Source organism: Salinimicrobium marinum, from assembly GCF_014651535.1.
GTDB lineage: Bacteria > Bacteroidota > Bacteroidia > Flavobacteriales > Flavobacteriaceae > Salinimicrobium > Salinimicrobium marinum.
The window spans coordinates 50,770-76,788 of sequence record NZ_BMXB01000002.1 but is presented as its reverse complement, the minus strand read 5'-3'; the positions used below and the strand labels follow the sequence as shown (position 1 = coordinate 76,788).

The window sequence follows — 26,019 nt, the reverse complement described above, 5'->3', positions numbered from 1 at the left end:
AAAGATATACTGACAAACTAATATTCAGGATTTTCACAAAATGTTTCCTACTAAGGTTCCACTTAAAAAAACTCACATACACCAGAAAATTCAGAATTAAATAGGGGTTAAATAACCAGTAATTATTACCCAAAAAAGTGTTTTTTAAAAAATACAGGCTTTCATTCCGGTAAATAATCAACGGGATATGCCCTATAGTCTCAATAAAAAAAGTGAATAATAGAAAGTAGACAAAATTGCGAACCGGTTTGTTTTCGGGTTTTTTAAGGAGATAATAAAATCCGGCTACAGCAGCCACAGCTTCCAATAAATAGACTAAAAATCTAAAGCTCTGCATTAGTAGATTTTTGGTGGCATTCCACTGGTAATAGTATTCATAGGTTCTATTTCATAGTTATTCTCATTCTGCCCTTCTTCATCTTCAACATCCTTATTTTCTTTCTCTTTTGTTGCTGCAAGAAAAATAGTAGAATAACTTTTCTTGTTTTCGCCTTTGGGATAAGCTCCTAAATAAAAACGTATTCCCGGTTTTTTTACACCCTGTTCTGCAGATTTTTCCCTCACATAATCCAAATACTCCTGTAACTCATCGAGACTGTACCAGAATTCCCGGGTATCTTCATAACCTTCTCCCCTTTCGATATCTTTTCCTCTGGTTCTTACCCATTCGTTCTGTTGATTACGAGCTTCTTCTACTGAAATGCATTTTTTAGGTTTCATACGGAGTTAAATTTTAGAGATTTAATATATATTTTGAAATATTTGAAGATAAAAGTATAAAAATAAGTGAGGTGAAATTTGTTGTTACTTAAAAAGGGGAATTTTCCCCTTGTAAAGAGATTGGTGTCGAAGTATATTTGATTATTAATTAAGGGGAAACAAAAAGTGTCGGTTATCTGTAAAAGCCAATGAAGTAGGGTAAGTTGGTTTATTAATGCAGGTCCGGCACTTTTTTTATATTAATCCTACTGATGGATTTTTAAATTAAACTGAAGTTTATCTCCCATTACTTTCTGAGCCAGCACATTCATTCCTTCCTCACTAATTTGTAGTACCCGCGGATATCCGCCGGTTGTCTGGCAATCTCTCATTAAAATAATCAATCTTCCTGAAGGAGTCAACTGAACAGTTCCGGGCAGGACGGGACCTGTTAGAATTGGGGCAAGGGTATTTTCAAATTCCTCTTTCAGCTGGATAGCCATTCGGTTGGCATTTTTTCCGACAGAAAATTGAAAGTTCAATAATATTTCTTGTTCTTCTTTGGATAGCAAATGATACTCAGGCCCCGGAAAAGCAGCAATTTCTGACTGCTCCATATAACCAGATTCTACCTTTACTGCTGTTTGGGTTTCCAAAGCAGCATCTTCAGCACTGTTAAAAGGTATATTATCCCCTCTCTCCAATTTTGACTGAGCAGTCACACCTTCATACCAACTTTGGCTATCAAGTGGGTTTTCTGTTTGAAAGCCGCCTGAAACAGCTAAATACGTCCTGCATCCAAAAATTCGCCTGCCAAAGGAAAGTTCGTCTCCCGGGTTTATAATAATAACAGCATTATTAGAAACAGGAGCTTTATTCACTTGAGGTGAAAAATCTGCACCACTTATAGCAATCTTTGCGGAGCCGTGAAAAATCATTGTTGGTCCAATAAGCGTCATTTCAAGAACGGCAGCATCTGCCGGATTTTGTAGCAATAAATTTCCAATCTTAGCCGCATATTGATCCATAACTCCGCTTACAGGGACTCCATATCTTAAGTATCCTCTCCTGCCCATATCCTGAATAGTGGAAAAAAGTCCGGGACGAGTGACTTCAATTTCAGCTTTCATAAATCTCACTTTTTAGCTCATATTTTCCGACTTCTACTACTTCTGAAATCTCGTAAAATTCCTCTTTTGAAACAGGGAAGAATTTCAGCTTATCCCCGGCTGAAATTTCGCATGGTGGATCTTCATATTTATTAAAAATTTGAACGGGGGAATTCCCAATAATCTGCCATCCACCGGGACTGGATTTTGGATAAATTCCGGTCTGTTTTTCACCTATTCCAACAGCCCCTTTTCTCACCTCCAACCGAGGTTCATTTTTACGGGAAATATGAAGCCTTTTATCCAACCCCCCCAGGTATAAAAATCCGGGCAAAAATCCGGTAAAATAAACCGTATAGATTGGAGAAGAATGTATGCTTATAATTTCTTTTTCTGCAAGATATTTCTGCTTTGAAATCAGCTCAAGATCGAGCCCGAATTCTCTATCATAGCATACAGGAACATGAAAAAGGCGTGGGATGAGCTTTTTTTCTATATTTACCTGCTGGAAGAGCTTTTCCAAAGTTAAAAACTCTTCATAGGCATTTTCTATAGCGTACTCATAAGTAATTAATAATGAATTATATGTGTTAATCACTTCACCTTTTAATTTAACTATATCCCTTTCAATTACTTCTTTGTAAATTAGGATTCTTTCCAACAGATTTTCCCTGATTTCCGGCTCGAATTCAATAAGAATGGAGCGCTCTCCCATTAAAGATATCTTCGGAAATTGAGGTTTCACGTGTTCTGTATTTTTACATTTTCAGCAGCTAATTCCTTCTCTAGATATTTAAGAATCTCAACAGAATCTGGCGTGTCGCTATGCAGGCAAAAAGTGCTTGCATTACAGGCTATTTTCCCACCACTTGCACAGGAGATTTTCTTCTCGTGGAACATGGTGTAAAGGTGGTTAAAAACCGCTTCTTTTTTAATGATCAAAGCATGTGGATCCTGACGGGAAACCAGGCTGTAATCTTCGTTGTAATTTCTATCTGCAAAAGCTTCATATACCACTTTGATTTTTCCTTTTGCCATTTCAGAAATCACGGATTTTGGAGGTACAAATAGAAAGAAATTTTCTTCAAACTCCAGAATGGAATTAATGATAACTTCAGCAGTTTTTTCATCTTTTACGGCATCACTATAAAGCGCCCCATGAGGTTTAATATGGATCAATTTTCCGCCGACCGCTTCAGTAATTTGTTTCAGGCTTAAAATCTGTGCCACTAAAGATCTTTGTAATTCTTCAGCAGAAATCTTTATAGATTTTCTTCCAAAGTTATCTTTATCGGGATACGATGGATGTGCCCCCATTTCCACCTTGTGTTCCATGGCCAGTTCGACCGTTTCTCTCATGGTTTCCAGATTTCCGGCGTGACCACCGCAGGCAATATTACAGGCAGAAATATGCGGCATTAGTTGTGCATCATACTCTCCTCCTTCCCCCAGGTCACAATTAATATGTATTGTATCCATTTTAAAAATTTTTAATGTTACTGGAGCACTGTATAAATTGATCTTGCTCCTAAAAATATGGTAATTCCAATCACCATTAGTCCGGTAATGTTTTGAAACAAGGAATTACAATGCTTTCCCATCACGGCTCTCCGGTTGACTATCCAAAACAGAAATATTGCTATAACAGGCAACAGCAAAGCATTGGCTACCTGGGCAAATTGTATCACTTCTATCGGCTTTAACCGGAGAGAAGATAAGAATACTCCTACCCATAGAATCACTGCCCACACGGCCTTAAATTTAAAGGATTTTAATCCTTTTTCCCAGCCGAAACAGCCTTTTACCACATAAGCTGCTGCAAGTGGAGCTGTAATGGAAGAGGTAATTCCTGCTGCCAGCAGACCAACAGCAATAAACCAGGTCGCGAAACGGCCAAACAATGGCTGTAGTCCCACTGCAAGATCTGATGCAGAAGTGACCTTATTTGTAAATGCTGGAGCCGCTGCACAAACTACAATAGCCATTGATACGGCACCTCCCAATAGAATCGCTGTTACCAGTTCTTTCCTGGCAATATTTAATTGAGAGGGATCCTTCCATTTTTCACTTACCAAAGAAGCATGCAAAAATAAATTATAAGGAACTACCGTGGTGCCCACCAGCGCCATCACCGTAAGCAGCCCTGCAGATCCTGTTGAAGGAATAAAAAGCCCTTTCAAGATTTCTGAAAAATTGGGCTTTACCAGAAAAGCAGTAATTAAAAATGACAGGCTCATCATGATCACCAGCCCTGTAAAAATTTTTTCCAATGCCTTATAATTTCCTAAAGCAAGAATAGCAAAAGCTACAGCTCCTATGAAAACACTCCATAGATTAAGCTGAAAAGCTCCAACAGGTATTTCCAGCGGCGCTGCTACAGCTGTTACACCTAATACTGCTCCTGTAATATTACCTGCTTCATAGGCAGCATTACCAACCACAATAGCAGATAATACCAAAACGACACTTAAAATTCTGAGTATCGGATTTTTTATTTCCTCCCGAATGGAGTCACTTAAACCTTTTTGAGAAATGATGCCGAGACGAGCCGACATTTCCTGTAAAACAATACAAGCAAGAACAGAAAGCAACAAAGCCCAAAGCAACTCGTATCCATAATTAACTCCGGCAAGCGTGCAGACAGTAACCGTTCCCGGGCCAATAAATGCTGCAGAGACCAAAACTCCCGGCCCTACATTTCTCCACCAGTTTTTCACTGTTTTTCTTTTGCAGCCTGTAAGGCATAAATAGCAAAACTCCCCAGCCAGTGACCACCCTCATAGGTATCGCCAACAAGGTTAGGAAAAGAATAATCAACATGCTCACGTGCCACTTCTTTCAAGTGAGAATAATTTTCGGGATACTGGTTGGCAAGGCCATACATGACCCAGGCCCTGCTAAAATTGAGTCCGTCTAGATGAACCAGTTTTCCATCGGTCCTATCCGAAACTTCTCCCGGAGCTATTGTGAAATCAGCATTCTTGAGCTGAGGCATAAAGTCTTCCATCCATAAATTGAAAGCACTTTTAGGAAGCGTACGGCGCATAATATCAATTTCAGAAAAACAGGGGGAGAGAAAATCATAACCACTGGGTTCCCATTCCAAAGGACAATTATCGTCATTTAAATAAAAATCCCTTGCTCTTTTTTTAATTAAATCTATTAATTCTTGATTTTCTGTAGCCACAGAAAAGTCATAAACCATGGCAAGTGCAAAAGCGCTATTTGTATGCTCGCCCACCCTGATTGGGTAATTTAATTTTGGCAGGAATTCGGTAAACTTATTGATCATCAAATCGGTAAGTGGTTGTAGATTTCCCTCGAGCTCGCGTGCAAGAGGATCATCCCAGGTATTTAATTCTTCTGCTAGTTTCAGGATCCAGGCCCAGCCGTAGGTGCGTTCAAAGGTTTCATTAGGTTCTTTTTCGAAGTAACTCACCTCTGCTAAAATATTTTCTTCAGAAAGGGAGGTTTTTAGTTTCTCCCTGATTTCTTCAGCTTTGTCAAGGTTCGGAAATTGCTTTAAAAGATTCACCAGAGACCAGTGGCCATGAACAGCCGAATGCCAGTCAAAACATCCGTAAAATGCAGGATGCAGTTCTTTTGGTCCGCCCAGATCTTCTTCGCTGCCCAGCGTTTGATTCAGTTTATTGGGATATTCCACGCTAATACAATCCAGGGGCAGTTGCGCCAAATTATTTGCCTGCTCCAGCGTTAGCTGCAAAGGCTCTTCCTCGAATAAGGAAGTAGCCTCATCTGCAAGGGTAGTATCCTGATCTACTGCGGAATTTGCAGAATTCTCATTTTCACTTTTACAACTGAATAAGACTATACTCGCCAGAACGATAAGGGTTCTTTTCATTTTTGATACTTAAATTTATTAACCTAACCAGCCGTCACAATCCACACTTTTTTACTGGATGGCTTCACTAATAGGGACTCATGCTTTTCTTCATTGATTCACCAATGTTTTCTATGCCATAGACATCAAAGCCACTAACAATGGCTACCCCTTTTACATGCTGCCTAGGAAGAAAAAAGCCTTTAAAACCTTCTTCTTTGGCTTTCATTGCAATAGGCAAGGCGCCTCTAATAGGTTGAAGGCTTCCGTCAAGGGAGAGTTCTCCTATAATGATATAATCTGAAATATTATTCGCTTTAATTTGACCAGAAGCGATCAGGATTCCCATGGCAAAAGTAAGATCGTACTCAAACCCTTCCTTTCGGAGATCGGCAGGAGCCATGTTCACGGTAATTTTTTTTCCGGGGAAATTATAGCTCACATTATTTAAGGCTCCTGCAATCCTAAAACTACCTTCTGTGACGGCAGTATCGGGTAATCCTACAAGATGATAGTAAATACCGGTATCGACATTTACCGCTACCGTCATAGTTGTTGCTTCAACACCAAAAACAGCACTTCCGTAAACTTTTACCAGCATTTAAGAATTAGTTTCTTTAAATGTAGTAAAATTTAGATTATTGGGTAGCAGGCTTTAAATTGTTTTAAGAAATATTCCGAAGGAAATATACGCAAATAAAAAAATCCCGCCGTAGGGAGCAGGATTTGATTCAGTTAATCGTTAAACCTTATTTTTGGTTCTTTTCCAGAACAATTTGTTCTTTATAATGCTGAAGAAGACCATCAATAGGCCTTCGTACTACATTTCCAATCTCCAAATGATATGGTTTTGCAACATCTCTAATAATATCCTGTGAAAAATAAGCTATAGAACCAATGAAATGTACAGGAACATTTTGTGCTTCCTTAAAGCAAAGCACTCTGTGTTCTATGAAATTTTTCATTCCTTCCATGATCAATTTATAGAAGTACCCGTTACGCTCGTTGGTAAAAATAAACTCTGCAAAAGAAGCGAGGTAAGTGTTGGGATTATCTTTTTTGTAAAGATTTTCTTTAATCACATCTGAAGAGAGATCGTATTGTTTTTCAAATACTTCTGCCAGCTCCTGAGGCATTTTTTTATAGTAATAATCCCTGATGAGCCTTTTTCCGAAGTAATTTCCGCTGGCCTCATCCATTAGAATATATCCCAGGGAATCTACGGCTGTTCTTACGTCTTTTCCGTCAAAAAAACAGCTGTTAGAGCCTGTTCCCAAGATACAAACAATCCCGGGCTCGGTAGTAGCTGCATACGCGGCTGCTACCATATCTTCCTTTACAAGTACTTCACTTGCATTGGAATAAAATTCGGAAAGTATTCGTTTCAATTCAGCTGAAGGTTTCGGAGTTCCGCAACCTGCACCATAAAAATGAACTTTTTCGACCTTATCCTTAATATCTAAAAGTTCCTGATTCTCCAGTAATCTCGCCTGAAGGACTTCCGATTTGAACACGGCAGGATTTAATCCTTTAGACCTGGTTTTCAATACCTGATCTCCATTGGAATCAAGTAAAATCCAGTCACACTTGGTAGAACCACCATCTGCTATTATTATCATTGTAGCTGTTTTTATAGAAAAAACCCTGAACTGCAGTCCAGGGTTTTTTATGTAATAAATTATTTAACAGAAGCTACGTGAGCAGCCATCTCCACCATTTTGCTTGAATATCCATATTCGTTATCATACCATGCGATCAATTTGAAGAAATTATCGTTCAGGGCAATTCCTGCTTCTGCATCAAAGTTACAGGTATGAGCATCTGAAACGTAATCCTGCGAAACTACTGCCTCGTCTGTATAAGAAATCACTCCTTTATACTCTCCTTCTGCTGCTTCTTTAAATGCTTTTTTGATCTCCTCGTAAGTAGTACTTTTTTCTGTACGAACTGTTAAATCTACCACAGAAACATCTGCAGTTGGTATTCTGAAAGCCATACCGGTCAATTTCCCTTTCAATTCAGGAATTACCTTGGTAACGGCAACTGCAGCTCCGGTTGTACTTGGGATAATATTGTTCAATGAACTTCTTCCAAGTCTGTAGTTTTTTCCTGAAGGAGAATCTACTGTAAACTGAGTAGCGGTAGCGGCATGAACCGTTGTCATAAGTCCTTCCACAAGTCCAAACTTGTCATTGATCACTTTTGCAAGTGGCGCAAGACAGTTGGTAGTACAGGATGCATTTGATATAATCTTGTTATCTGCAGTAATGTCTTTGTGGTTCACACCCAATACGAACATAGGAACATCTTTAGATGGAGCAGAAATAACTACTTTTTTAGCACCGGCAGTAAGGTGTTTTCCGGCAGAATCCATACCTGTGAAAATTCCGGTACATTCCATTACTACTTCCACACCGGCGTCGTCCCACTTCAAATCTTCTGGATTTTTTTCAGCAGTAACTCTAATGGATTTTCCATTTACAACCAGGCTACCATCCTTTACTTCTACAGAACCTTTAAATTTTCCGTGTACAGAATCATATTTCAGCATATAAGCCAAATGATCCACATCAAGTAAATCGTTTATTGCAACTACTTCCACATCTTCTCTTTCAGAAGCTATTCTAAAGGCAATTCTACCTATTCTTCCAAATCCGTTTATTCCTATTTTAGTACTCATATTAGTGTGTATTTAATTATTAAACTGTGGTGATATTTAACACCCTTCTTAATTCGTTATCTACTGGCCTCTGGCCTTTAATGGCAACTTCAAAATCTACAGAGGTCACTTTCTTGTTGGTAACACCTACCATCACATTGCGTTCTCCACGAAGCAGCGCTTCTACAGCACCAACTCCCAGTCGGCTGGAAAGTACCCTGTCGAAACAGGTAGGTACCCCACCTCTTTGAATATGACCCAGCACCGAAACCCGAATATCGTAATCGGGATAATTCTCACCAATATACTCGGCCAGCTCAAAGATATTCTTTCCGCTCTTTTCTCCTTCTGCAACTACAATGATACTGGAAGTCTTACCGGACTTTGCACTTTTTTTCAAAGACGCCATTAGTCGGTCAACTCCACCATCTTCCTCAGGGATCAGGATTTCTTCTGCTCCGGCTCCCACTCCGCTGTTCATGGCAATGTCACCGGCATCTCTACCCATCACCTCCACCAGGAACAACCTGTCGTGCGAACTTGCCGTATCCCTTATCTTATCTATTGCATCCACCACCGTATTCAAAGCAGTATCATATCCAATAGTATAGTCTGTACCATTTATATCATTATCGATGGTTCCGGGAATACCAATTATTGGAAAATTATGTTCCTCATTAAAAAGAATCGCACCGGTAAAAGTACCGTCCCCTCCTATTACCACAAGAGCATCAATATCTGCGTTCTTCAGGTTTTCATAGGCTTTGGCTCTTCCTTCTTTGGTGACAAATTCTTTAGATCTTGCAGATTTCAGAAAGGTTCCCCCTCTGTTAATGATATTTCTGACAGACCTGGCTGTCAATTCTTCAAAATCATTATCGATGAGTCCCTGGTATCCGCGGTAAACCCCTATACATTCAATTTTATAGTAGGCGCAGCTTCTTACAACGGCTCTTATTGCAGCGTTCATTCCGGGAGCGTCCCCTCCAGAGGTCAAAACTCCTATTTTTTTAATTTCTGTTGTCATTGACTCAAAGCTATTTCAATTAAATAATATAACCTAATTTCCCCAAAGACTAAATCGTTTGCGGTTAATAAATAATAAAAAAAGCTCTAAAAAAAGAGCTTTTATAAATTTTTTATGATATATATCATCTATTTCCTAAATATTCTATATTCCCACGGCTGAAAATTCAATTTTGCTCCCGGCGCGAGTGTGGTAGTATCACCATTCATGTAGTCAGTAAAATCTCCTTCTAAATTGATGGTGAAATCTTGTTCTTCATCACTCATATTCGCAATATAAATTACCTGTGCCCCATCTTTTGATCGTTCAAAAGCCAGGATCTTCTTATCTGCAGATGTTTCTAACCTGTTGTAATCAGCGGCATTTTTTCCGCCGTGAAGAGCAGGGCTTTCCTTCTTTAATGTTCCCAGCTTTTCCAATACCGGCCAAACATTCCCTTTTTCCTTCGGAATAGTATCTTTTTCAAAGAACTTTAACCGCTTGTCCATATCATATTCCTGCCCACTATAGATCAACGGCATCCCCGGAAGTGTATATGTTAACGCCAACATAGTTTCTGAAGCATCTCCCATTCGTTCCTGCACCGTGCCATTCCAGGAATTTTCGTCGTGATTGGTTACAAAATTCATTAGAAAATCATCTTTTTGATAGGTCGTATCGATCTTCTTCATATAATCATCCCACACCTCAACAGAAATTTCCTGTTGTGCCAGCTGGTTCATTAAATGGTGCCCTTCCCAGTTATAGCCCATATCAAAGGCGTTGTGAAACAAATCTTTATCTTCAGATTCTGCCAGCATGAACAAAGGCTTTATCCCTTCCAATTCCTCCAGAGACTGCTCCCAGAATTCTGTTGGCACCTCTCCTGCCACGTCTGCCCTAAAACCATCAATATTGTGTTCCTCGATCCAGTATCTCATTTCTGAAGTCATAGCGCTCCACAATTTCTTGTTGTCATAATTAAGATCTGCCACATCGGTCCAGTTCCAAGATTCTCCGGTTGCAGGATTTAAAGGATCTATTATTTCTCCCTGCTTATTCTTTGTATAGAATTCTGGATGCTCCTCCAGCCAGTGATGATCCCAGCCGGTATGATTGGCCACCCAATCAAGGATGACGTACATTCCATTATCATGTGCGGTTTCTACCAGCTCCCTGAAATCTTCTTCTGTTCCAAATTCAGGATTTACAGCCGAGTAATCTGCAATAGCATAGTAACTGCCAAGGTATTTCTTCCGCTCTTCAGGATCTTCAATATCTTCAATACTACGGTCTCCGGTTGCTTTCCTTTTTACTTCAGAAATTGGGTATACCGGCATCAACCAGATAATCTTCACCCCAAGGTCCTTCAACTGCGGAATTTCTTCGGTAAAGGCATCAAAGGTTCCTTCCGGAGAATATTGCCGAATGTTTGCCTCGTAAATCACCGCAGATTCCATCATTTCTTCTGAAACAGGTTCAATTCCAGATTGCTCTTTTTCGGCAACAGGTTCCTGCTGATTTTCATTTTTACACGAAGCCATGATCATTAATCCGGCCAGTGCTATTGCTATTTTTCTCATAATACTGAATTTAATTATTCCTGATATCCTTCTAATTTAGAGTTCAATGACCATAGAGGATTTTCCTGTGATCTTCAAAGAATCCTGAAGAGAAATCCTATTTCCGGAAATAACCTCATTTCCTGATTGTGCTCCTTTTAAACCTTCGGTAAAACGCACCAGGTCAAGTTCCCTTTCTTCGGGGCTATTGTTGATCACCACCATGACCCTGTCTTCCTCGTTAAACCTGAAATACACGTACACGTTCTCTTCCGGTACATATTGCAGTAGTTTTCCATTGTGCAATACCTTGCTTTCTTTACGATAATTCAACAACTTCTTAGTAAACGAATGATAGGCTTCCTGAGTTGCTGTACGTCCAGCCTTAGTGAAAGCAGACTGCTCATCATTATTCCAGCCTCCCGGAAAATCCCTGCGAATATCTCCGTCACCGGTAGCCTTTTCTCCTCTCATTCCTATCTCATCGCCATAATACAACTGCGGAATTCCACGGGTGGTCAACACCAGTGTTAGCGCAAGTTTATATTTTTCTAAGTCACCATCATAAATTTCATTGATACGGCCCGTATCATGATTTCCCGCAAATACCAGAAGATTATAAATGTCTGCATATAGAAAATCATTGGCAAAATTATCATAAGCGCGCACCATTCCATCTGCATAGCCTTGTTCATCCTGGTCAAACATGCCAGTAATTGCATCATGCAGGGTAAAATCCATTACTGCCGGCAAACCGGTATTGTAACTATCTATCGCCCCCACAGGACTGTCTTTTTGCCAGTAAGAAATCTGCGCCTGATCATGCATCCAAACCTCTCCCACAATATTAAAGTGTGGATATTCATTCATTATAGTTTTCGTCCATTCTGCGATTCCTTCTTTCTCATTATAGGAATAAGTATCTACCCTGAAACCATCTAAATCTGCAAACTCGATCCACCAGATCGCGTTCTGAATAAGATAATTAAGCACCAAAGGATTACTTTGATTCAAGTCGGGCATGGTAGATGTAAACCATCCATCCTCATTTAATTTACGGTCAATATCTGCTTTATGAGGATCGAATTGCGTAGTCATGCGATAGTTGGAGTTGCGGTAACCGGGGAACTGGTGCACCCAGTTATACGTAGGAAGATCTTTGATCATCCAGTGCTCGGCACCCCAGTGATTGGTCACATAATCCATGATTAATTTCATATCTCGATCATGCATTTCGTCTGCCAGCCGCCGGTAATCATCATTAGAACCATAACGAGGATCGATTCTATACACATCACTTTGCGCATACGTATGGTAAGAGTACTTCGGATCATCGTCTTCCAGCAACGGAGTACTCCAAATGGCAGTGGCTCCTAAATCCTGAATGTAATCCAGATTATCAATGATTCCCTGAATATCACCCCCGTGTCTTCCACCCTGAAGACTTCTGTTTACTTTTTCGGTGAGCTCAGGATGAGAATCATTGGATGGATCTCCATTCGCAAATCTGTCGGGCATGATCAGGTACAAAACATCACTTGCATCAAAACCTTCACGCAACGCTGAACCTTCCTCCCGCTCCCGAAATTCGAAAGTTTCAGAAAAGACTTTTTTCTTTCCTTTTCTGAAAATAAATTCAATGTTTCCGGCAGGAATTTCTCCCGAATTAATGGTAACAAAAATATAATTTGGATTTTCAGTTTTTCGAATGTTGTTGATGATCACTCCTTCTGAAGCCTGCACGTCATACTGAGCAATATTATTTCCGTAGAACATTACCTGAAGTTCCGGAAGGTTCATGGCACTCCACCAAAAAGGAGGCTCTACCTTTTCTACCTGTGCATGTAACGTCATGCCGGCACAGAAAAGAAATAAGAATAAGATATTTTTCATTTTTATATTTTTATATTATCTGAAATCTTAAGCAGTTAGACGGTAACAAGATTATTTGGTTCCACCGTTATCAATTGTCCGTTTACTATAATATCCAAAGGTTCCACTCCTTCCAGACTAAAACTGGTTTTGCCTGCTGCTACATTTATCTTTAAAATTTGATTTCTGAAATTGATCTTAAAAGAATAAGCTTTCCACTCTTTAGGGATACGCGGATTAAATGAGAGTTTTCCATCCAATACCCGCATTCCTCCAAAACCTTCAACAATACTCATCCATGTACCTGCCATACTGGTAATGTGGCAGCCTTCCTTCACCTCATTGTTGTAATCATCAAGATCCAGTCTTGAAGTTCGAAGGTAGAATTCGTAAGCCTGCTCCATTCTTCCCAATACTGCGGCCTGAATACTATGAACGCATGGAGAAAGGGAAGATTCATGAACCGTTAGCGGCTCATAGAAATTGAAATGACGCTCCAGATCTTCTTGCGAAAAATGATCTTCAAAGAAGTAGAACCCCTGAAGCACATCTGCCTGTTTTATGTAGCAAGAGCGGAGAATGCGATCCCAGCTCCATTTTTGATTGATTGGCCGCTGTGATTTCGGTAGTTCGGATACAGGGACGATCTCTTTGTCCAGGAAGTTGTCCTGCTGTAAAAACACATTATATTCTTCAGAATACGGGAAGTACATTTTATCTGACACATCTTCAAGGTTTTGCAGCTCTTCTTCTGTTAAAGATGTTTTTTCAATGACCCTCTTATAGTCTTCAGTAAAATCAGATTTTACCTTTGCAAGGTTCTTAAGGCAATAATCTATACACCATTTTGCGATGTAATTTGTGTACCAGTTATTGTTTACATTGTTTTCATACTCGTTGGGACCGGTAACTCCAAGAATAACATACTTTTCTTTCTGCGTACTAAACGTTGCGCGCTGTTGCCAGAAACGTGCAATGGCAATCATTACCTCCAATCCCTTTTTCGGAATGTATTCATAATCTCCCGTGAAATTCACATACCGGCTAATAGCCACTACCATTGCACCATTTCTATGGATCTCTTCAAAAGTAATTTCCCATTCGTTGTGACTTTCCTCGCCATTCATGGTTACCATTGGATATAGAGCAGCACCATTTTTAAAGCCTAATTTTTCAGCATTTTCAATGGCTTTATCTAAATGATTATAACGGTAGGTGAGAAGGTTTCGGGCAACATTTTGATCTTTGGTAGCCATGTAAAACGGAATACAATAGGCTTCGGTGTCCCAATAGGTACTTCCGCCGTATTTCTCACCGGTAAATCCTTTGGGACCTATATTTAATCTTGCATCTTTCCCAAGATAGGTCTGGTTAAGCTGAAAGATATTAAACCTTATCCCCTGCTGTGCCTTCACATCTCCTTCAATGGAAATATCGGCCATTTCCCATATTTTAGCCCAGGCCTCATTTTGTTCTTGCAATAAGGTTTCAATACCGGCTTCCAGACCATCCTGTAAAACAGCTTTTGCTGCCGGGATCAAATGGTCCTTATCATGATTTAAACTCGTTACATAACCTGCAAACTTCTGCAAGGTCACTTTTTCCCCTTTTTTCGCCTGAATAGAATAAAGATAAGAGATCAACTCTTCTTTGGTTGAAGTTTCGGGTTGGGCATCTACAATACGGCCATTCTCCAGAAGTCTGGATTCCATATAGGTGCAGGCGTGGTATTCGGTTTTCAGCGTTTTCGAGGTAATAAAAGCCTGCCGACCTTCATCCTGAACCTGAAGAGTTTCCCAGAATTTTTCTTCCCAGTTGGCATCTTCGTTGGTGATCCCACTGTCGATGTAAGGTTCAAAAACAACCTTTGCATCTGCATTTAATACTTCAACTTCATAATTTATGACCCCCAACTCATCACGTTGGATGGATAAGAACCTGGTCACTTTAACTGAAACTTCCAGGTCATTTTGCAAAGTAGCTGTAAAACTGCGCACATAAGAACCTTCTTTCATGTTGAGTTCCCTGCGGTAATTATTGACAGCTTTACACCTGAAAAGATCCAGGGGCTCCCCGTTTATAAAAACATTGATCCCAATCCAGTTGGGCGCATTCAGTACTTTGGCGAAAGTTTCGGGATATCCGTTTTTCCACCAGCCTACTTTGGTTTTATCGGGGTAATAAATCCCGGCAATATAACTGCCCTGAAAAGTCGGACCTGAATAGTATTCTTCAAAATTTGCACGCTGTCCCATAGCCCCATTTCCAAGGCTAAAAAGACTTTCAGATGATTTTACACGTTCTGGTTCAAAACCTTCTTCTATGATGGACCAGTTGTTTGGTTTTATATAATCTTGATTCATTGTATTCGATTATTTTCTAACTAATTTTTCTAAAAATTCTATTTCTATTTCAGTGGAATCAGCAAAATTGTAATCTGCATCCTGCAGTACATTTTTATCGCCGATGCCTATGCTTATCATTCTGGCAGTATTGGCAGCTTCTATTCCCGCCAGTGCATCTTCAAAAACGATACAATCTTCAGGCTTCATGTTCAATTTTTCTGCTGCGATAAGAAATACTTCGGGATCGGGTTTGGCTTTGGTTACATCGTTACCATCAACAATGGCTGCAAACCTGTCGTATATTTTTAGGCTCTTCAGGATGGGCCTCGCATTTTTACTTGCCGAACCTAGTGCAAACGGAATATTGTTTTGGGTCAAGTAATCAAGAATTTTTCCCATTCCGGGTAAAAGATCATTTTCAGACATAGAAGAGATCTGAGAAAGATAATCCTCATTCTTTTCGGTCATTAACCTCTGAAAATCTTCTTCAGAAACTGTCTTATTTCCCCATTTAAGGATCCTTTGCAGGGAAAGCACGCGGCTTACTCCTTTTAAATCTTCGTTTTGCTCCTGCGTAATGTCAAATCCCAGGTTATTCGACATTTTTCTCCAGGCGAGAAAGTGAAACTTAGCGGTGTCTACTATGACTCCATCTAAATCGAATATGATTCCTTTACTCTGCTGATTCATCTATATTTAATCTTTTGTTCGTTTTTACTCTTAATGTTAGTAATCCTGATATGATCATGGCAAATCCACCTACTATCAGGGCATAAATTGGCTCATTATTGAAAAGTTCTTTTACCAGAAAACCGAGTACTGTTGCCGCAACTATTTGTGGGATGACCACAAAGAAGTTGAAAACCCCCATATAATATCCCATTTTTGCTGAAGGGAGAGAACCTGAAAGCATGGCATAAGGAATGGAAAGTATACTGGCCCATGCAACTCCTACTCCTATCATTAAAACCAGTAATCCTGTTTTACTTGAAAGGAAATAGATGGAGATCAAACTTAGTCCTCCAAGAACCAGGGCAATCATATGCGTGAACTTATTGCTTGTTTTTCCTGCCAGTACAGGCAGCAGAAAAGCTACTGCAGCGGCAATCCCGTTGTAAACGGTAAACATTACCGTCACCCAGTCGGCCGAATCATTGTATAATTCTGAAGTGGTATCGAGTGCTCCGAAAACATGACCTGTAACGGCAGGAGTGGTATAGATCCACAGGGAAAAAAGTGCAAACCATGAAAAGAATTGGACCCAGGCCAGCTGTTTCATTGTTTCCGGCATGTTGATCATGTCGGTAAGAATGACGGTAAAGCCGTTCTGTACTTTTTTCTTGCGGAGTTGTGAGGCTACGATAAAAAGTATCCCAACAAGTAATAATCCTATAAAAAGAATGTATAGTTCTTTAGTAAGATCGTAATTATAGATTAAGAAGGAGACAATGGCTCCACTTAAAAACATTCCCAGCCCCGTATTAAACTGCTTTTTAATGTTTTTTTCTGTATCCTGAATCTCGATCCTTTCGGGTCTGGTTTCTTTTTCAGTTTTTTCAAAAGCAGCAAGTTCTTCGGGAGAATATTCTTTCGTCTTGAAGACGGTCCATAAAACAGCCGATAAAAATGCCACACCGCCCACATAGAAAGACCATTTTACAGAATCGGGTATTTCACCGGCTGGTGCAGTATTGCTCACCCCAAACCAGTTGGAAAACATATAGGGAAGTAAAGAACCTATTACAGCTCCGGTTCCGATAAAGAAACTTTGCATGGCAAAACCAAGGGTGCGCTGTCGGGTTGGTAAATTATCTCCTACAAAAGCCCTGAAGGGCTCCATCGAGATATTTATAGATGCATCCATGATCCACAACGTACCGGCTGCCACCCACAAAGCTGGGGAATTTGGCATTATAAAAAGCGCTATAGAGGAAAGGATGGCACCAATTAAGAAATACGGCCGGCGCCTGCCTAGACGGGTCCAGGTCCTGTCACTAAAATAACCCACAATAGGCTGAACGACTAATCCTGTTACCGGTGCAGCAATCCAGAGAATAGGAATATTCTCCACCTCTGCTCCTAATGTTTCAAAAATTCTGGAAGTGTTGGCGTTTTGCAGTGCAAAGCCAAATTGTATACCGAGGAAACCGAAACTCATGTTCCATATTTCCCAAAAACTCAAGGTGCGTTTTTGCATATCGTATATATTAGATTACGATAAGCACTAAGACTTATCAAAACTTAATTCTGGTAGTGAAAATATAAGTCCTGATAAATTTCTGATTTCAAAGATAGCTAAATTTTTAGATCTTCAAAGGTAAATTAAGTAGTGTAGATTCTCTTTCTATTAAACTGGTCTCAATAATTTCGGTGGTATATTTTTCTTCACCGGCCACTGCGTTTTCCAGTTTATCAATTAGTAAATTAGCTGCTTTTGCACCCATTTGTGCCCCGTGCTGACTTACAGTGGTTAAACTGGGAATAAATCTTTTCGAAAGCTCTCCATTGGTGAACCCTACCACCGATACATCTTCCGGTACTTTTAATCCGCGGTTATTTAAACCTCTTATGGCACTCACAGAGAATTGTTCATTTACAGCAAAAATTCCGTCTACATCATTCCGGAATAAAAACCTGTTGATCTCCTCATCACTGTTTTCCACATCCTCTATCTTCAGAATAAGATTTTCATCTATGGGAATACTATTTTTTTCCAGCGCCTGTCTGTATCCTACAGTGCGGAGTTTCCCAACGCTCACATAATCTACAGTGGTAATAATAGCAATTTTTTTACATCCTATATCTACCAGGTGCTGCACTGCTTTTCTCGCACCTTCCCTATCATTGATAATTACCTTATCACATTCAATCTCATCCACCACCCGGTCGAATAACACAATAGGCATTCCCTGGTTGATCACTTCGGTTAAATGTTGATAATCCCCTTTTTGCTGGGTTTCCTTGGCTACAGAAAGGATAAAACCGTCTGTACTTCCATTGGCCAACATCTCCATATTGATCACCTCCTTATCAAAAGAATTATTGGAGAGGCAAATAATTACATTATATCCACGTTTATTTGCTACCTGCTCTATTCCACTAATTACGGTAGTAAAGAAATGGTGAATGATCTCGGGAATGATCACTCCAATAGTCATTGTTTTTCTGTTCTTAAGACTTAAAGCGATATTGTTGGGCTTGTAATTATAAAGTTTGGCAAATGCCTTGATCTTTTGACGTGTATCTACACTAATTTCATCACTGTCACGCAAAGCTTTTGACACAGTAGAGACTGCAACATCTAATTCCCGGGCGATTTGTTTTAAAGTTAACTTTGGTTTCATGACTTTTTAATTCTAGGGGGTAAATAAAACTGATCCCGCAAAATTAGGATTAAAAAATGATAATGTGATTACCGCAGAAAGTTTTCAACACGAAATCGATTTCGGCTCGCGCACATGACTTTCATCATCTCTCATTCCTTGATTTTATTATACTTTTAGCCTCTGGTAGTGAAAATATAGTCTAACAATTAAACCTAATAAAAATAATTTATGAGAACATTATTTAAAAGCACATTGTTGCTGCTGTTTATGCTGCCAATGAGCTTTTTTGCACAGTCCACACTCACTGGAACCGTAATTGAGGAAGAGACAGGAATGCCCATTCCGGGTGTGAATGTACTTATCGATGGTACCAGCAGAGGAACAACAACAGATTTTGATGGAAATTTCACCCTATCAGATCTGGAGGAGGGTAACGAAATCGTTTTTTCTTACCTGGGTTTTGCTCCACAACAAGTTACTTATACCGGGCAGCAAACACTGGATATTTCACTTTCGCCCGATACTGCACAGCTGGAGGAAGTAGTATTAATTGGTTACGGTTCCCAAAGAAGGCAGGACGCTACGGGAGCGGTAGAACAGATTTCTTCGGAACAATTCAACCGGGGCGCCATCGTTTCCCCCGAACAGCTTATCGCAGGTAAATCTGCAGGTGTACGAATCACCCCGAGCAGCGGTGAGCCAGGAGGTGGTGGAGAAATCAGGATACGGGGCGGCTCGTCCTTATCTGCCAACAACTCTCCTCTTATTGTGGTAGATGGAATCCCTCTCGACCAGGGAGGTGTACAGGGTGTTAGAAACCAGTTGAACGCGATAAACCCGAATGAAATTAAGGATTTCGTGGTGTTGAAAGATGCATCGGCTACGGCAATCTATGGATCAAGAGCTTCTAACGGAGTTATTTTGATCACTACAAAAACCGGAACTAAAAGTACCCCGCTTAGTTTTGAATATGATCTACAGGCTTCTATTAGCCAGGTGACAGATCGTGTAGATGTACTAAATGCAGAACAATTCCGAGACCTTATAGAATCTGAACCTGGCACAGACCCGGCACTATTGGGAGATGCTAGCACAGACTGGCAGGATGAAATCTATCAAACTTCGGTAGGTGCTATTCACAACCTTACCGTTTCCCAGGGTTTTGAAAACTTTACATACCGTGTGAATTACAACAATACTTCACAAACAGGGGTATTGAGAACAGATACGTATGAGAGAAATGCTTTAAACCTTGCTTTAAATCAGGACCTTTTTGATGGAGATCTAAAACTTAGCCTTACGGCAAAAGGTAGTATTGACAGGAATAAATTCGCAAACCAGGATGCTATTGGAGCAGCGGTGAATTTTGATCCTACACAACCTGTTTATGATGAAAATAGCAGGTATGATGGCTTTTATGAGTGGAGTGATGCAAATGGAGTAGCCTTACAACAGGCCACCAGAAACCCGGTGGCTCTTTTAATGCAAAGGGACAACGGTGGAAGAACGCAGCGTATCATTTCTAATTTTAATGTTGACTACAGGATTCCTTTAATTGAGGGACTTAGGTTCAATATGAATGCAGGTATTGATTATGCAGATAATGAAGGTAGAAATTTTAGTCCTATTTCTTCTGCTACTGTGTTACAGAGCATACCTGCCGAAGAAAATTACTGGGGATACAACAGAAATACCCTGCTGGATTTCTTCTTTAATTACAAGCCTTACATAGAATCTTTAAGCACCGCAGTTGATTTGACTGTTGGACATTCCTATCAGGAATTCTACACTACAGATCAGCAGGAATTTACGGATCAGAATGTGGAAGGATTCTGGATCCTGAACAACAGGAACATTGACAGAAACGCACTGGAATCTTATTTTGCCCGTGCAAGCTTCGACATTGATGACAGGTTCCTTTTATCAGGAAGCATCAGGAGAGACGGATCTTCAAGATTTAGTGAAGACAACCGCTGGAGTATCTTTCCCGCTGTTGCTGTAGGTTGGAAATTAAACAATGAGAACTTTTTACGTGATTCAGAAGTAATTTCAGAATTAAAACTACGTGCAGGATATGGTGTGACCGGTAACCAGGAAATTGGAAGTAATTATGGCTATATTGGTCTTTACTCCCCAAGTATCCAGGGTGCAAGATATCAGATAGGAAATAATTTTTACAGAACTCTAAGGCCTGAAGAATATGACCGAAACCTTCGCTGGGAAGAACTGGAATCATACAACGCCGGACTTGATTTTGGATTATTCAACAACCTTGTATCTGGTACTGTAGATGCTTATTACCGTACAACCGACGGATTACTGGCTACTGTTCCCGTTCCTGCAGGGGCTAACCTTTCTGACCAGTTGTTGACCAATGTAGGGGAAACAATGAGTAGAGGACTTGAGGTATCGCTTAATGGAAATATCTTTAACAGAGAGAACTTCAGCTGGAATATGAATTACAACATTTCATTTCAGGAGCTGGAGATCACCAACCTTTCTCTAGGTGAAAATCCAAACTTCTTTATTCCACAGGGAGGAATAAGCGGTGGAGTTGGAAACACTATCCAGTTATGGAGAAAAGGACTTGATCCTACTACATTCTTTGTTTTCCGCCAGGTGTATGACAGCAACAATGAGCCTATAGAAGGAGCTTATGTTGATGTTAATGGTGACAATACGATCACAGAAGAAGACAGGGTACCGTATAAAAAGGCCTCTCCAGATTTCTTTATGGGCTTTACCAATACCCTGAATTATAAAAACCTGGACCTTAGTTTTACTTTTAGAGGAAGTTTTGGTGGCTACATGTACAACAATACGCAATCAAGTACGGGATTCAGGTCTGCCGGAACTGTAACTCCACAACCTTACTACTCTAACTTTAGCAGCAATGTGCTGGAGACAGATTTCCAGAACAACCAGTTCTTTTCAGACTACTATGTACAAAGTGCAGATTTCGTAAGACTGGATAATGTTAATATTGGATACCTGTTCCCGGGAGAAAAGGTTGATTTCAGGACCTCTCTTACTGCTCAAAACCTGTTTACAATAACAGATTATGAAGGCCTTGATCCGGAAATTTCAGGTGGTATAGATAATAATTTCTATCCACGGCCAAGAACTTTTGTCCTTGGGTTAAATATCATATTTTAATAAGATCAACAACTAAATAAAAGAGAAATGTACAATAGAATAAAACCATTCCTTATCATTTTCCTTAGCATGCCACTGTTCTGGTCATGCTCAGATGATCTGGACCTTACACCTGAAGACTACAGGGAAACTCCCGAAGATATCTTTCAGGATCCCGATGCTTATAAAGAGTTTCTTTCCAAATTATACGCAGGCCTGGCCGTAAGTGGACAGGAAGGTCCTGCGGGAGATCCAGACCTTATAGGTCTTGATGAAGGTTTCTCACAATACCTGCGCCTATACTGGATGCTTCAGGAATTACCAACAGAAGAAGCGGTCATTGGATGGAACGATGAAGGTTTGCCAAACCTGCATGCCCAAAACTGGACCTCCGGAAACCCTTTTATTAGGACCATGTACTCCAGGATCATGTACCAGGTAGCTTTGACCAATGAATTCCTACGTCAGTCGGGCGAGGAGAGTATCAGCGGTTTTTCAGAAGCTGAACAAGCAACAATCAGGGAATTCCGGGCCGAGGCTAGATTCCTGAGAGCTTTGAGTTACTATCACGCTCTTGATATGTATGGAAATCCGCCATTCGTATCTGAAGAAGATATTGTTGGAGCATTTCTTCCGGAGCAAATCCAGAGACAGGAACTTTTTAACTGGATCGAAAGTGAATTACTTGCAATTGAAAATGAAATGGTGCCTGCCAGAGGAAATGAATATGGCCGTGCCGACAGAGGAGCTGTATGGATGTTGCTTGCCAAGCTTTACCTGAATGCTGAAGTGTATACAGGAACAGAAAGATATTCTGATGTAGTCACTTATACAAACAATATCATCAACGCCAACTATTCTTTGGTAGATGACTATGAATATCTTTTCCTTGCTGATAACGATGAGAACGGAGCGCAGAATGAGATCATCTTCCCTATTAGATATCACGGAATTAACACTGCCACTTATGGAGGCTTGACCTATGTGATTCATGCTGCCGTTGGAGGAGATATGAATCCGGCGGAATTTGGTGTAAACTCTGGATGGGGAGGCTTAAGAACCACTCCGCAGTTTGTGAACCAGTTTCCAAACGGTGCAGAATCTGAAGATGAACGCGCTATGTTTCATACCGAAGGACAAAGTCTTGAGATCAACAATATTTCCTCTTTTTCAAATGGATATGCTGTCACCAAATACAAGAACGTAGATGTCGACGGTAACCAGGGATCTGATGCTACCGGAGAAATGGTAGATACTGATTTCCCTATGTTCAGACTGGGAGATGTTTACCTGATGTACGCTGAAGCTGTTGTACGTGGCGGTGGTGGGGATATGAGCCAGGCAGTTTCTTACGTAAATGAATTAAGAGAAAGAGCTTATGGAGGTTCCGGGAACAATATTTCTGCAAGTGATCTTACACCAGATTTTATTCTGAGTGAAAGAGCACGTGAATTATTTTGGGAAGCCCACAGAAGAACAGACCTTATAAGGTTCGGACAATTTTCTGACAGGGGAATCTGGGCCTGGAAAGGCGGAGTACCTCAGGGAACTACCACAGGAGCTTACAGAGACCTCTTCCCTATTCCATCTTCTGATATAGGTGTGAACACGAACTTAGAACAAAATCCAGGATACTAATATTAAAAAATTAAACAATGAAAAAAATTTCAAATTTATTATTGGCTTTTGTAGCTGTAATTGGCTTAAACGCTTGTAGTAGTGATGATGATATAGTCTTTGTCGCCCAACCCGACCCAGAAGGAATTAGCTTTGTAAATTCTTTTAACTCCCAATATATTCTTACCCCTGCAACGTCAGATAATACTGCTGAACGTTTTGTATGGAATGAAATAGATGTAGAGGTTCCTACCAATTTAACTTATGAACTTCAGGGATCTGCAGATTCCGGTTTTGAAAGCTTTGATGTTATGGGTGAAACCGGAAGCAACAATCTTGCAGTAAGCGTTGGTCAACTTCTGGAGTTGGCTGAAGATGCAGGAATGGACAATGATCCATCCACAGAGGATATGCCAAATTCAGGACAACTGTATTTCAGGATAGTTGCTTCGGCAGGAGATGCAGGAGAATTAGCTCATACATCGGAAGTTGAAGCTCTTACTATTGTTCTTCCGGAAGGAGAACAGGAAGAAGATCTTCGTGAACTTTACTTTGTAGGAAATGCCACACCAGACGACTGGAACAACAATGGCAATAATTACCCTCTTTACAGAGATGCTCAGAATCCTAATATGTATTACTACACTGGCTATTTCAATGCAGGAGAGTTTAAAATACTGGAAGAACTTGGTGCATGGCAGCCACAATACGGCACTAATGATGGTTCTACCGTAGCTGTAAACTCGGGTGGTGGTGAAGATCCTGGACCTTTCATTGTTGATGCATCAGGATATTATTCTTTCCAGATCAACCTGGAAGAAATGACATTTACTATGGAAGAATATGATGCCAGTGAAGCAACAACTTATGAAACTATTGGTTTCCTTGGTGATTCGACCATAGAAGGATATGAAACCGGTGATGATGGATGGGGAGCTGATGCTGACATGACCCAATCAGATTTTAATGCACATATCTGGTATGCCACTGATGTAAGCCTTACCGACGGAGAGCTTAAATTCCGGGCAGCTGATGCATGGGATGTAAGCTGGGGTATCGATTCTGGTGCACTTTCTGATAAAGCAAACCCTGGAGGACCAAACATTCCGGTTGCTACGGGAGTTTACAATATCTGGTTCAATGACCTTACGGGAAGATATATTCTTATCCCACACGCAGAATAAAAATTCTTAACCTCTTAAAAGGCTGCCGTAAAGCAGCCTTTTTTGATTAAACCTTTACCTATGAAAAAATTTAAATTTTACTATCCGTTCTTAGTTAGTATGCTGTTCCTTGCAGGAGCCTGTTCCACAGATGATGACGGAAATGTTACAGATCCCGATGATGATGGCGGCACGGTAGATCCACCCGTTGCAGCCCAGCCAATTGATCTTGAAGAATACAGCAATGGATCTGGAGTGATGATGCAGGCATTCTACTGGGATGTGGAACCTCGTCATGGCTGGTGGACTCTGCTGGACGAAAAAGTGGCTGCATGGGCAGATGCAGGAATTGACAGAATGTGGCTTCCTGTGGCTACGAAAGGCCAATCCGGAGGGTATTCTATGGGTTACGACGTTTCTGATTATTTTGATTTCGGAGAATACGACCAGCATGAAACCGTGCCTACCCGTTTTGGTGCACGCGAAGAACTGGAAGACCTGATTGCTACTGCACATGAAAACAATATCGAAGTAATAGCAGATATTGTCATTAACCACAACTCAGGTGGAGAGCTGCAATACAACCCTTACAGAGATTACGAAACCTACACGCTGTTTAATGAAGAACATGGAAATGCTTCGGGCATGTTCAACAGGAATTATGAAAACTTTTATCCTAACAGCACAAGTCCTTACGACGACGGCAGTCTTTTTTATGAAGAGACGAACCTGGACCATAACCAGGAATATGTACAAAACTGGCTCTGGAAAAATGAAAATTCGGTTGCTAAATATTATAGGAACGTCATGGGCTTTGACGGTTGGAGATTTGATTATGTACTTGGCTATGAACCATGGGTAGTTAAAGCATGGCTGGATGAAGTTGGCGGTTTTTCTGTGGCCGAACTTTGGGATGGAAATCCTGCTGTGCTGGAAAAATATGTTGAAGATACCGGAAGCGGAGTTTTTGATTTTGCAACTTTTTATAAACTGGAAGAAAGCCTTGACCGCTATGAAGATTTAAATGGCCTAAAAGCAGATATGCTCTGGAAAACTTACCCTGATAAAGCAATTACTTTTACTGCAAACCACGATACTGAAAAGGATGAGAACGAAGACAACCGGATCTCAGCAGAAAACAAGATGAAGGCTTATGCCTATATTCTAACACACCCAGGATATCCCACCATCTTCTATTCAGATTATGAGAATGAAGCTTTTCAGGAAGAGTTAAATCAACTTATTTTGATCCACAATACGATAGCTACCGGAGAAACTCAAATTCTTTTTGTAGATGACGATGAATACATCATGAAAAGAGCAGGTGAAGGAAATAACCCGGGGCTCATCCTTTACCTCAATACATCTGGTGGGATTAAAGCAAGGACAAATATTGCGACCGGCTGGAACTCGACTCCTGTGATGGATTATTCTGGAAATATCACTTACACCTCAACCACAAGTGAAAACGGAGCTGTGGAGTTAAGAGCTCCTGCCAATAGTTATGCGGTATATTCCATCATGGAATAAAGCACTCTGAAGCTAAAAAATAAGAGGCCCTTTAAAAAGCTTTGAAATCGTCATTCTGAATTTATTTCTGAATCTTATATTCTGATTTCCAGAAGTTATTAGAACCTGAAACAAGTTCTGGTTAAGGTGATAATTGCTTTTCAAACGGCCTCTTT

At 40.4% G+C, this 26,019-nt stretch carries 19 protein-coding genes and 1 pseudogene; 4 read left to right on the top strand and 16 right to left on the bottom strand.

The window, feature by feature from the left end; translation table 11 throughout:
- Nucleotides 1–336: 336 nt before the first annotated feature.
- The 16 genes and pseudogenes from IE056_RS04350 to IE056_RS04275 form a co-directional block, all read right to left on the bottom strand.
- Entirely contained in the window at nt 337–720 is a 384-nt protein-coding gene (locus IE056_RS04350; protein WP_189603467.1) for a hypothetical protein, read from the bottom strand.
- A gap of 245 nt (nt 721–965) precedes the next feature.
- Nucleotides 966–1,829 (bottom strand): 5-oxoprolinase subunit C family protein, encoded by an 864-nt coding sequence (locus IE056_RS04345; RefSeq protein WP_189603466.1) that lies wholly within the window; start codon nt 1,827–1,829, stop codon nt 966–968.
- On the bottom strand, nt 1,819–2,553 hold the full coding sequence (gene pxpB / locus IE056_RS04340; protein WP_229793652.1) for a 5-oxoprolinase subunit PxpB: 735 nt from the start codon (nt 2,551–2,553) through the stop codon (nt 1,819–1,821). Before pxpB ends, IE056_RS04345 begins: the two co-directional genes overlap by 11 nt.
- A complete protein-coding gene (gene pxpA / locus IE056_RS04335) occupies nt 2,550–3,287 on the bottom strand; it encodes a 5-oxoprolinase subunit PxpA (RefSeq protein ID WP_189603465.1) in 738 nt (245 codons plus the stop codon). Before pxpA ends, pxpB begins: the two co-directional genes overlap by 4 nt.
- A 17-nt stretch (nt 3,288–3,304) precedes the next feature.
- Nucleotides 3,305–4,525, bottom strand: a complete 1,221-nt coding sequence (locus IE056_RS04330) for an Nramp family divalent metal transporter (protein WP_189603464.1) — start codon at nt 4,523–4,525, stop codon at nt 3,305–3,307.
- A complete protein-coding gene (locus IE056_RS04325) occupies nt 4,522–5,670 on the bottom strand; it encodes a DUF2891 domain-containing protein (RefSeq protein ID WP_189603463.1) in 1,149 nt (382 codons plus the stop codon). The genes IE056_RS04330 and IE056_RS04325 overlap by 4 nt, the downstream gene beginning before the upstream one ends.
- A 97-nt stretch (nt 5,671–5,767) precedes the next feature.
- A pseudogene (locus IE056_RS04320) lies at nt 5,768–6,250 on the bottom strand (magnesium chelatase domain-containing protein); the annotation flags it as partial.
- A 148-nt stretch (nt 6,251–6,398) separates the two neighbouring features.
- Entirely contained in the window at nt 6,399–7,268 is an 870-nt protein-coding gene (locus IE056_RS04315; protein ID WP_189603461.1) for an N-acetylglucosamine kinase, read from the bottom strand.
- A 59-nt stretch (nt 7,269–7,327) separates the two neighbouring features.
- Nucleotides 7,328–8,329 carry a type I glyceraldehyde-3-phosphate dehydrogenase gene (gene gap / locus IE056_RS04310; RefSeq protein WP_189603460.1) on the bottom strand — a complete coding sequence of 334 codons (1,002 nt, stop codon included), beginning with the start codon at nt 8,327–8,329 and terminating at the stop codon, nt 7,328–7,330.
- A 19-nt stretch (nt 8,330–8,348) separates the two neighbouring features.
- On the bottom strand, nt 8,349–9,335 hold the full coding sequence (gene pfkA, locus IE056_RS04305; protein ID WP_189603459.1) for a 6-phosphofructokinase: 987 nt from the start codon (nt 9,333–9,335) through the stop codon (nt 8,349–8,351).
- Nucleotides 9,336–9,463: 128 nt separating this feature from the next.
- Entirely contained in the window at nt 9,464–10,897 is a 1,434-nt protein-coding gene (locus IE056_RS04300) for an alpha-amylase family glycosyl hydrolase (protein WP_189603458.1), read from the bottom strand.
- A gap of 36 nt (nt 10,898–10,933) precedes the next feature.
- Nucleotides 10,934–12,769 (bottom strand): glycoside hydrolase family 13 protein, encoded by a 1,836-nt coding sequence (locus tag IE056_RS04295; protein WP_189603457.1) that lies wholly within the window; start codon nt 12,767–12,769, stop codon nt 10,934–10,936.
- 35 nt (nt 12,770–12,804) lie between these two features.
- Nucleotides 12,805–15,111, bottom strand: a complete 2,307-nt coding sequence (mdxK, locus tag IE056_RS04290; RefSeq protein WP_189603456.1) for a maltose phosphorylase MdxK — start codon at nt 15,109–15,111, stop codon at nt 12,805–12,807.
- A 9-nt stretch (nt 15,112–15,120) separates the two neighbouring features.
- The gene (gene pgmB / locus IE056_RS04285) at nt 15,121–15,783 is read right to left on the bottom strand and encodes a beta-phosphoglucomutase (protein WP_189603455.1); all 663 of its coding nucleotides are present in this window, start codon (nt 15,781–15,783) and stop codon (nt 15,121–15,123) included.
- Nucleotides 15,767–17,290: an MFS transporter gene (locus IE056_RS04280; protein WP_189603454.1), complete on the bottom strand. Its 1,524-nt coding sequence runs from the start codon at nt 17,288–17,290 to the stop codon at nt 15,767–15,769. The genes pgmB and IE056_RS04280 overlap by 17 nt, the downstream gene beginning before the upstream one ends.
- A 106-nt stretch (nt 17,291–17,396) precedes the next feature.
- Complete coding sequence (locus IE056_RS04275) at nt 17,397–18,437, bottom strand: LacI family DNA-binding transcriptional regulator (protein WP_189603453.1); 1,041 nt, start codon at nt 18,435–18,437, stop codon at nt 17,397–17,399.
- 210 nt (nt 18,438–18,647) lie between these two features.
- Here IE056_RS04275 and IE056_RS04270 point away from each other — a divergent pair, with 210 nt between their 5' ends.
- The 4 genes from IE056_RS04270 to IE056_RS04255 are packed head-to-tail and all read left to right on the top strand — an operon-like array spanning nt 18,648 to nt 25,864.
- Entirely contained in the window at nt 18,648–21,575 is a 2,928-nt protein-coding gene (locus tag IE056_RS04270; protein WP_189603452.1) for a SusC/RagA family TonB-linked outer membrane protein, read from the top strand.
- Between the two features lie 27 nt (nt 21,576–21,602).
- Nucleotides 21,603–23,192 carry a RagB/SusD family nutrient uptake outer membrane protein gene (locus IE056_RS04265; protein WP_189603451.1) on the top strand — a complete coding sequence of 530 codons (1,590 nt, stop codon included), beginning with the start codon at nt 21,603–21,605 and terminating at the stop codon, nt 23,190–23,192.
- Between the two features lie 17 nt (nt 23,193–23,209).
- Nucleotides 23,210–24,355, top strand: coding sequence for a SusE domain-containing protein (locus IE056_RS04260; RefSeq protein ID WP_189603450.1), 1,146 nt, complete (start codon nt 23,210–23,212; stop codon nt 24,353–24,355).
- Nucleotides 24,356–24,415: 60 nt separating this feature from the next.
- Nucleotides 24,416–25,864 (top strand): alpha-amylase, encoded by a 1,449-nt coding sequence (locus IE056_RS04255; RefSeq protein WP_189603449.1) that lies wholly within the window; start codon nt 24,416–24,418, stop codon nt 25,862–25,864.
- Nucleotides 25,865–26,019 lie beyond the last annotated feature (155 nt).

Bases quoted from the DNA above. Each gene is read 5' to 3' on its own strand.
- IE056_RS04350 (WP_189603467.1), bottom strand. From the start codon at position 720: ATGAAACCTAAAAAATGCATTTCAGTAGAAGAAGCTCGTAATCAACAG.
- IE056_RS04345 (WP_189603466.1), bottom strand. From the start codon at position 1,829: ATGAAAGCTGAAATTGAAGTCACTCGTCCCGGACTTTTTTCCACTATT.
- pxpA (WP_189603465.1), bottom strand. From the start codon at position 3,287: ATGGATACAATACATATTAATTGTGACCTGGGGGAAGGAGGAGAGTAT.
- IE056_RS04325 (WP_189603463.1), bottom strand. From the start codon at position 5,670: ATGAAAAGAACCCTTATCGTTCTGGCGAGTATAGTCTTATTCAGTTGT.
- IE056_RS04315 (WP_189603461.1), bottom strand. From the start codon at position 7,268: ATGATAATAATAGCAGATGGTGGTTCTACCAAGTGTGACTGGATTTTA.
- gap (WP_189603460.1), bottom strand. From the start codon at position 8,329: ATGAGTACTAAAATAGGAATAAACGGATTTGGAAGAATAGGTAGAATT.
- pfkA (WP_189603459.1), bottom strand. From the start codon at position 9,335: ATGACAACAGAAATTAAAAAAATAGGAGTTTTGACCTCTGGAGGGGAC.
- IE056_RS04300 (WP_189603458.1), bottom strand. From the start codon at position 10,897: ATGAGAAAAATAGCAATAGCACTGGCCGGATTAATGATCATGGCTTCG.
- IE056_RS04295 (WP_189603457.1), bottom strand. From the start codon at position 12,769: ATGAAAAATATCTTATTCTTATTTCTTTTCTGTGCCGGCATGACGTTA.
- mdxK (WP_189603456.1), bottom strand. From the start codon at position 15,111: ATGAATCAAGATTATATAAAACCAAACAACTGGTCCATCATAGAAGAA.
- pgmB (WP_189603455.1), bottom strand. From the start codon at position 15,783: ATGAATCAGCAGAGTAAAGGAATCATATTCGATTTAGATGGAGTCATA.
- IE056_RS04280 (WP_189603454.1), bottom strand. From the start codon at position 17,290: ATGCAAAAACGCACCTTGAGTTTTTGGGAAATATGGAACATGAGTTTC.
- IE056_RS04275 (WP_189603453.1), bottom strand. From the start codon at position 18,437: ATGAAACCAAAGTTAACTTTAAAACAAATCGCCCGGGAATTAGATGTT.
- IE056_RS04270 (WP_189603452.1), top strand. From the start codon at position 18,648: ATGAGAACATTATTTAAAAGCACATTGTTGCTGCTGTTTATGCTGCCA.
- IE056_RS04265 (WP_189603451.1), top strand. From the start codon at position 21,603: ATGTACAATAGAATAAAACCATTCCTTATCATTTTCCTTAGCATGCCA.
- IE056_RS04260 (WP_189603450.1), top strand. From the start codon at position 23,210: ATGAAAAAAATTTCAAATTTATTATTGGCTTTTGTAGCTGTAATTGGC.
- IE056_RS04255 (WP_189603449.1), top strand. From the start codon at position 24,416: ATGAAAAAATTTAAATTTTACTATCCGTTCTTAGTTAGTATGCTGTTC.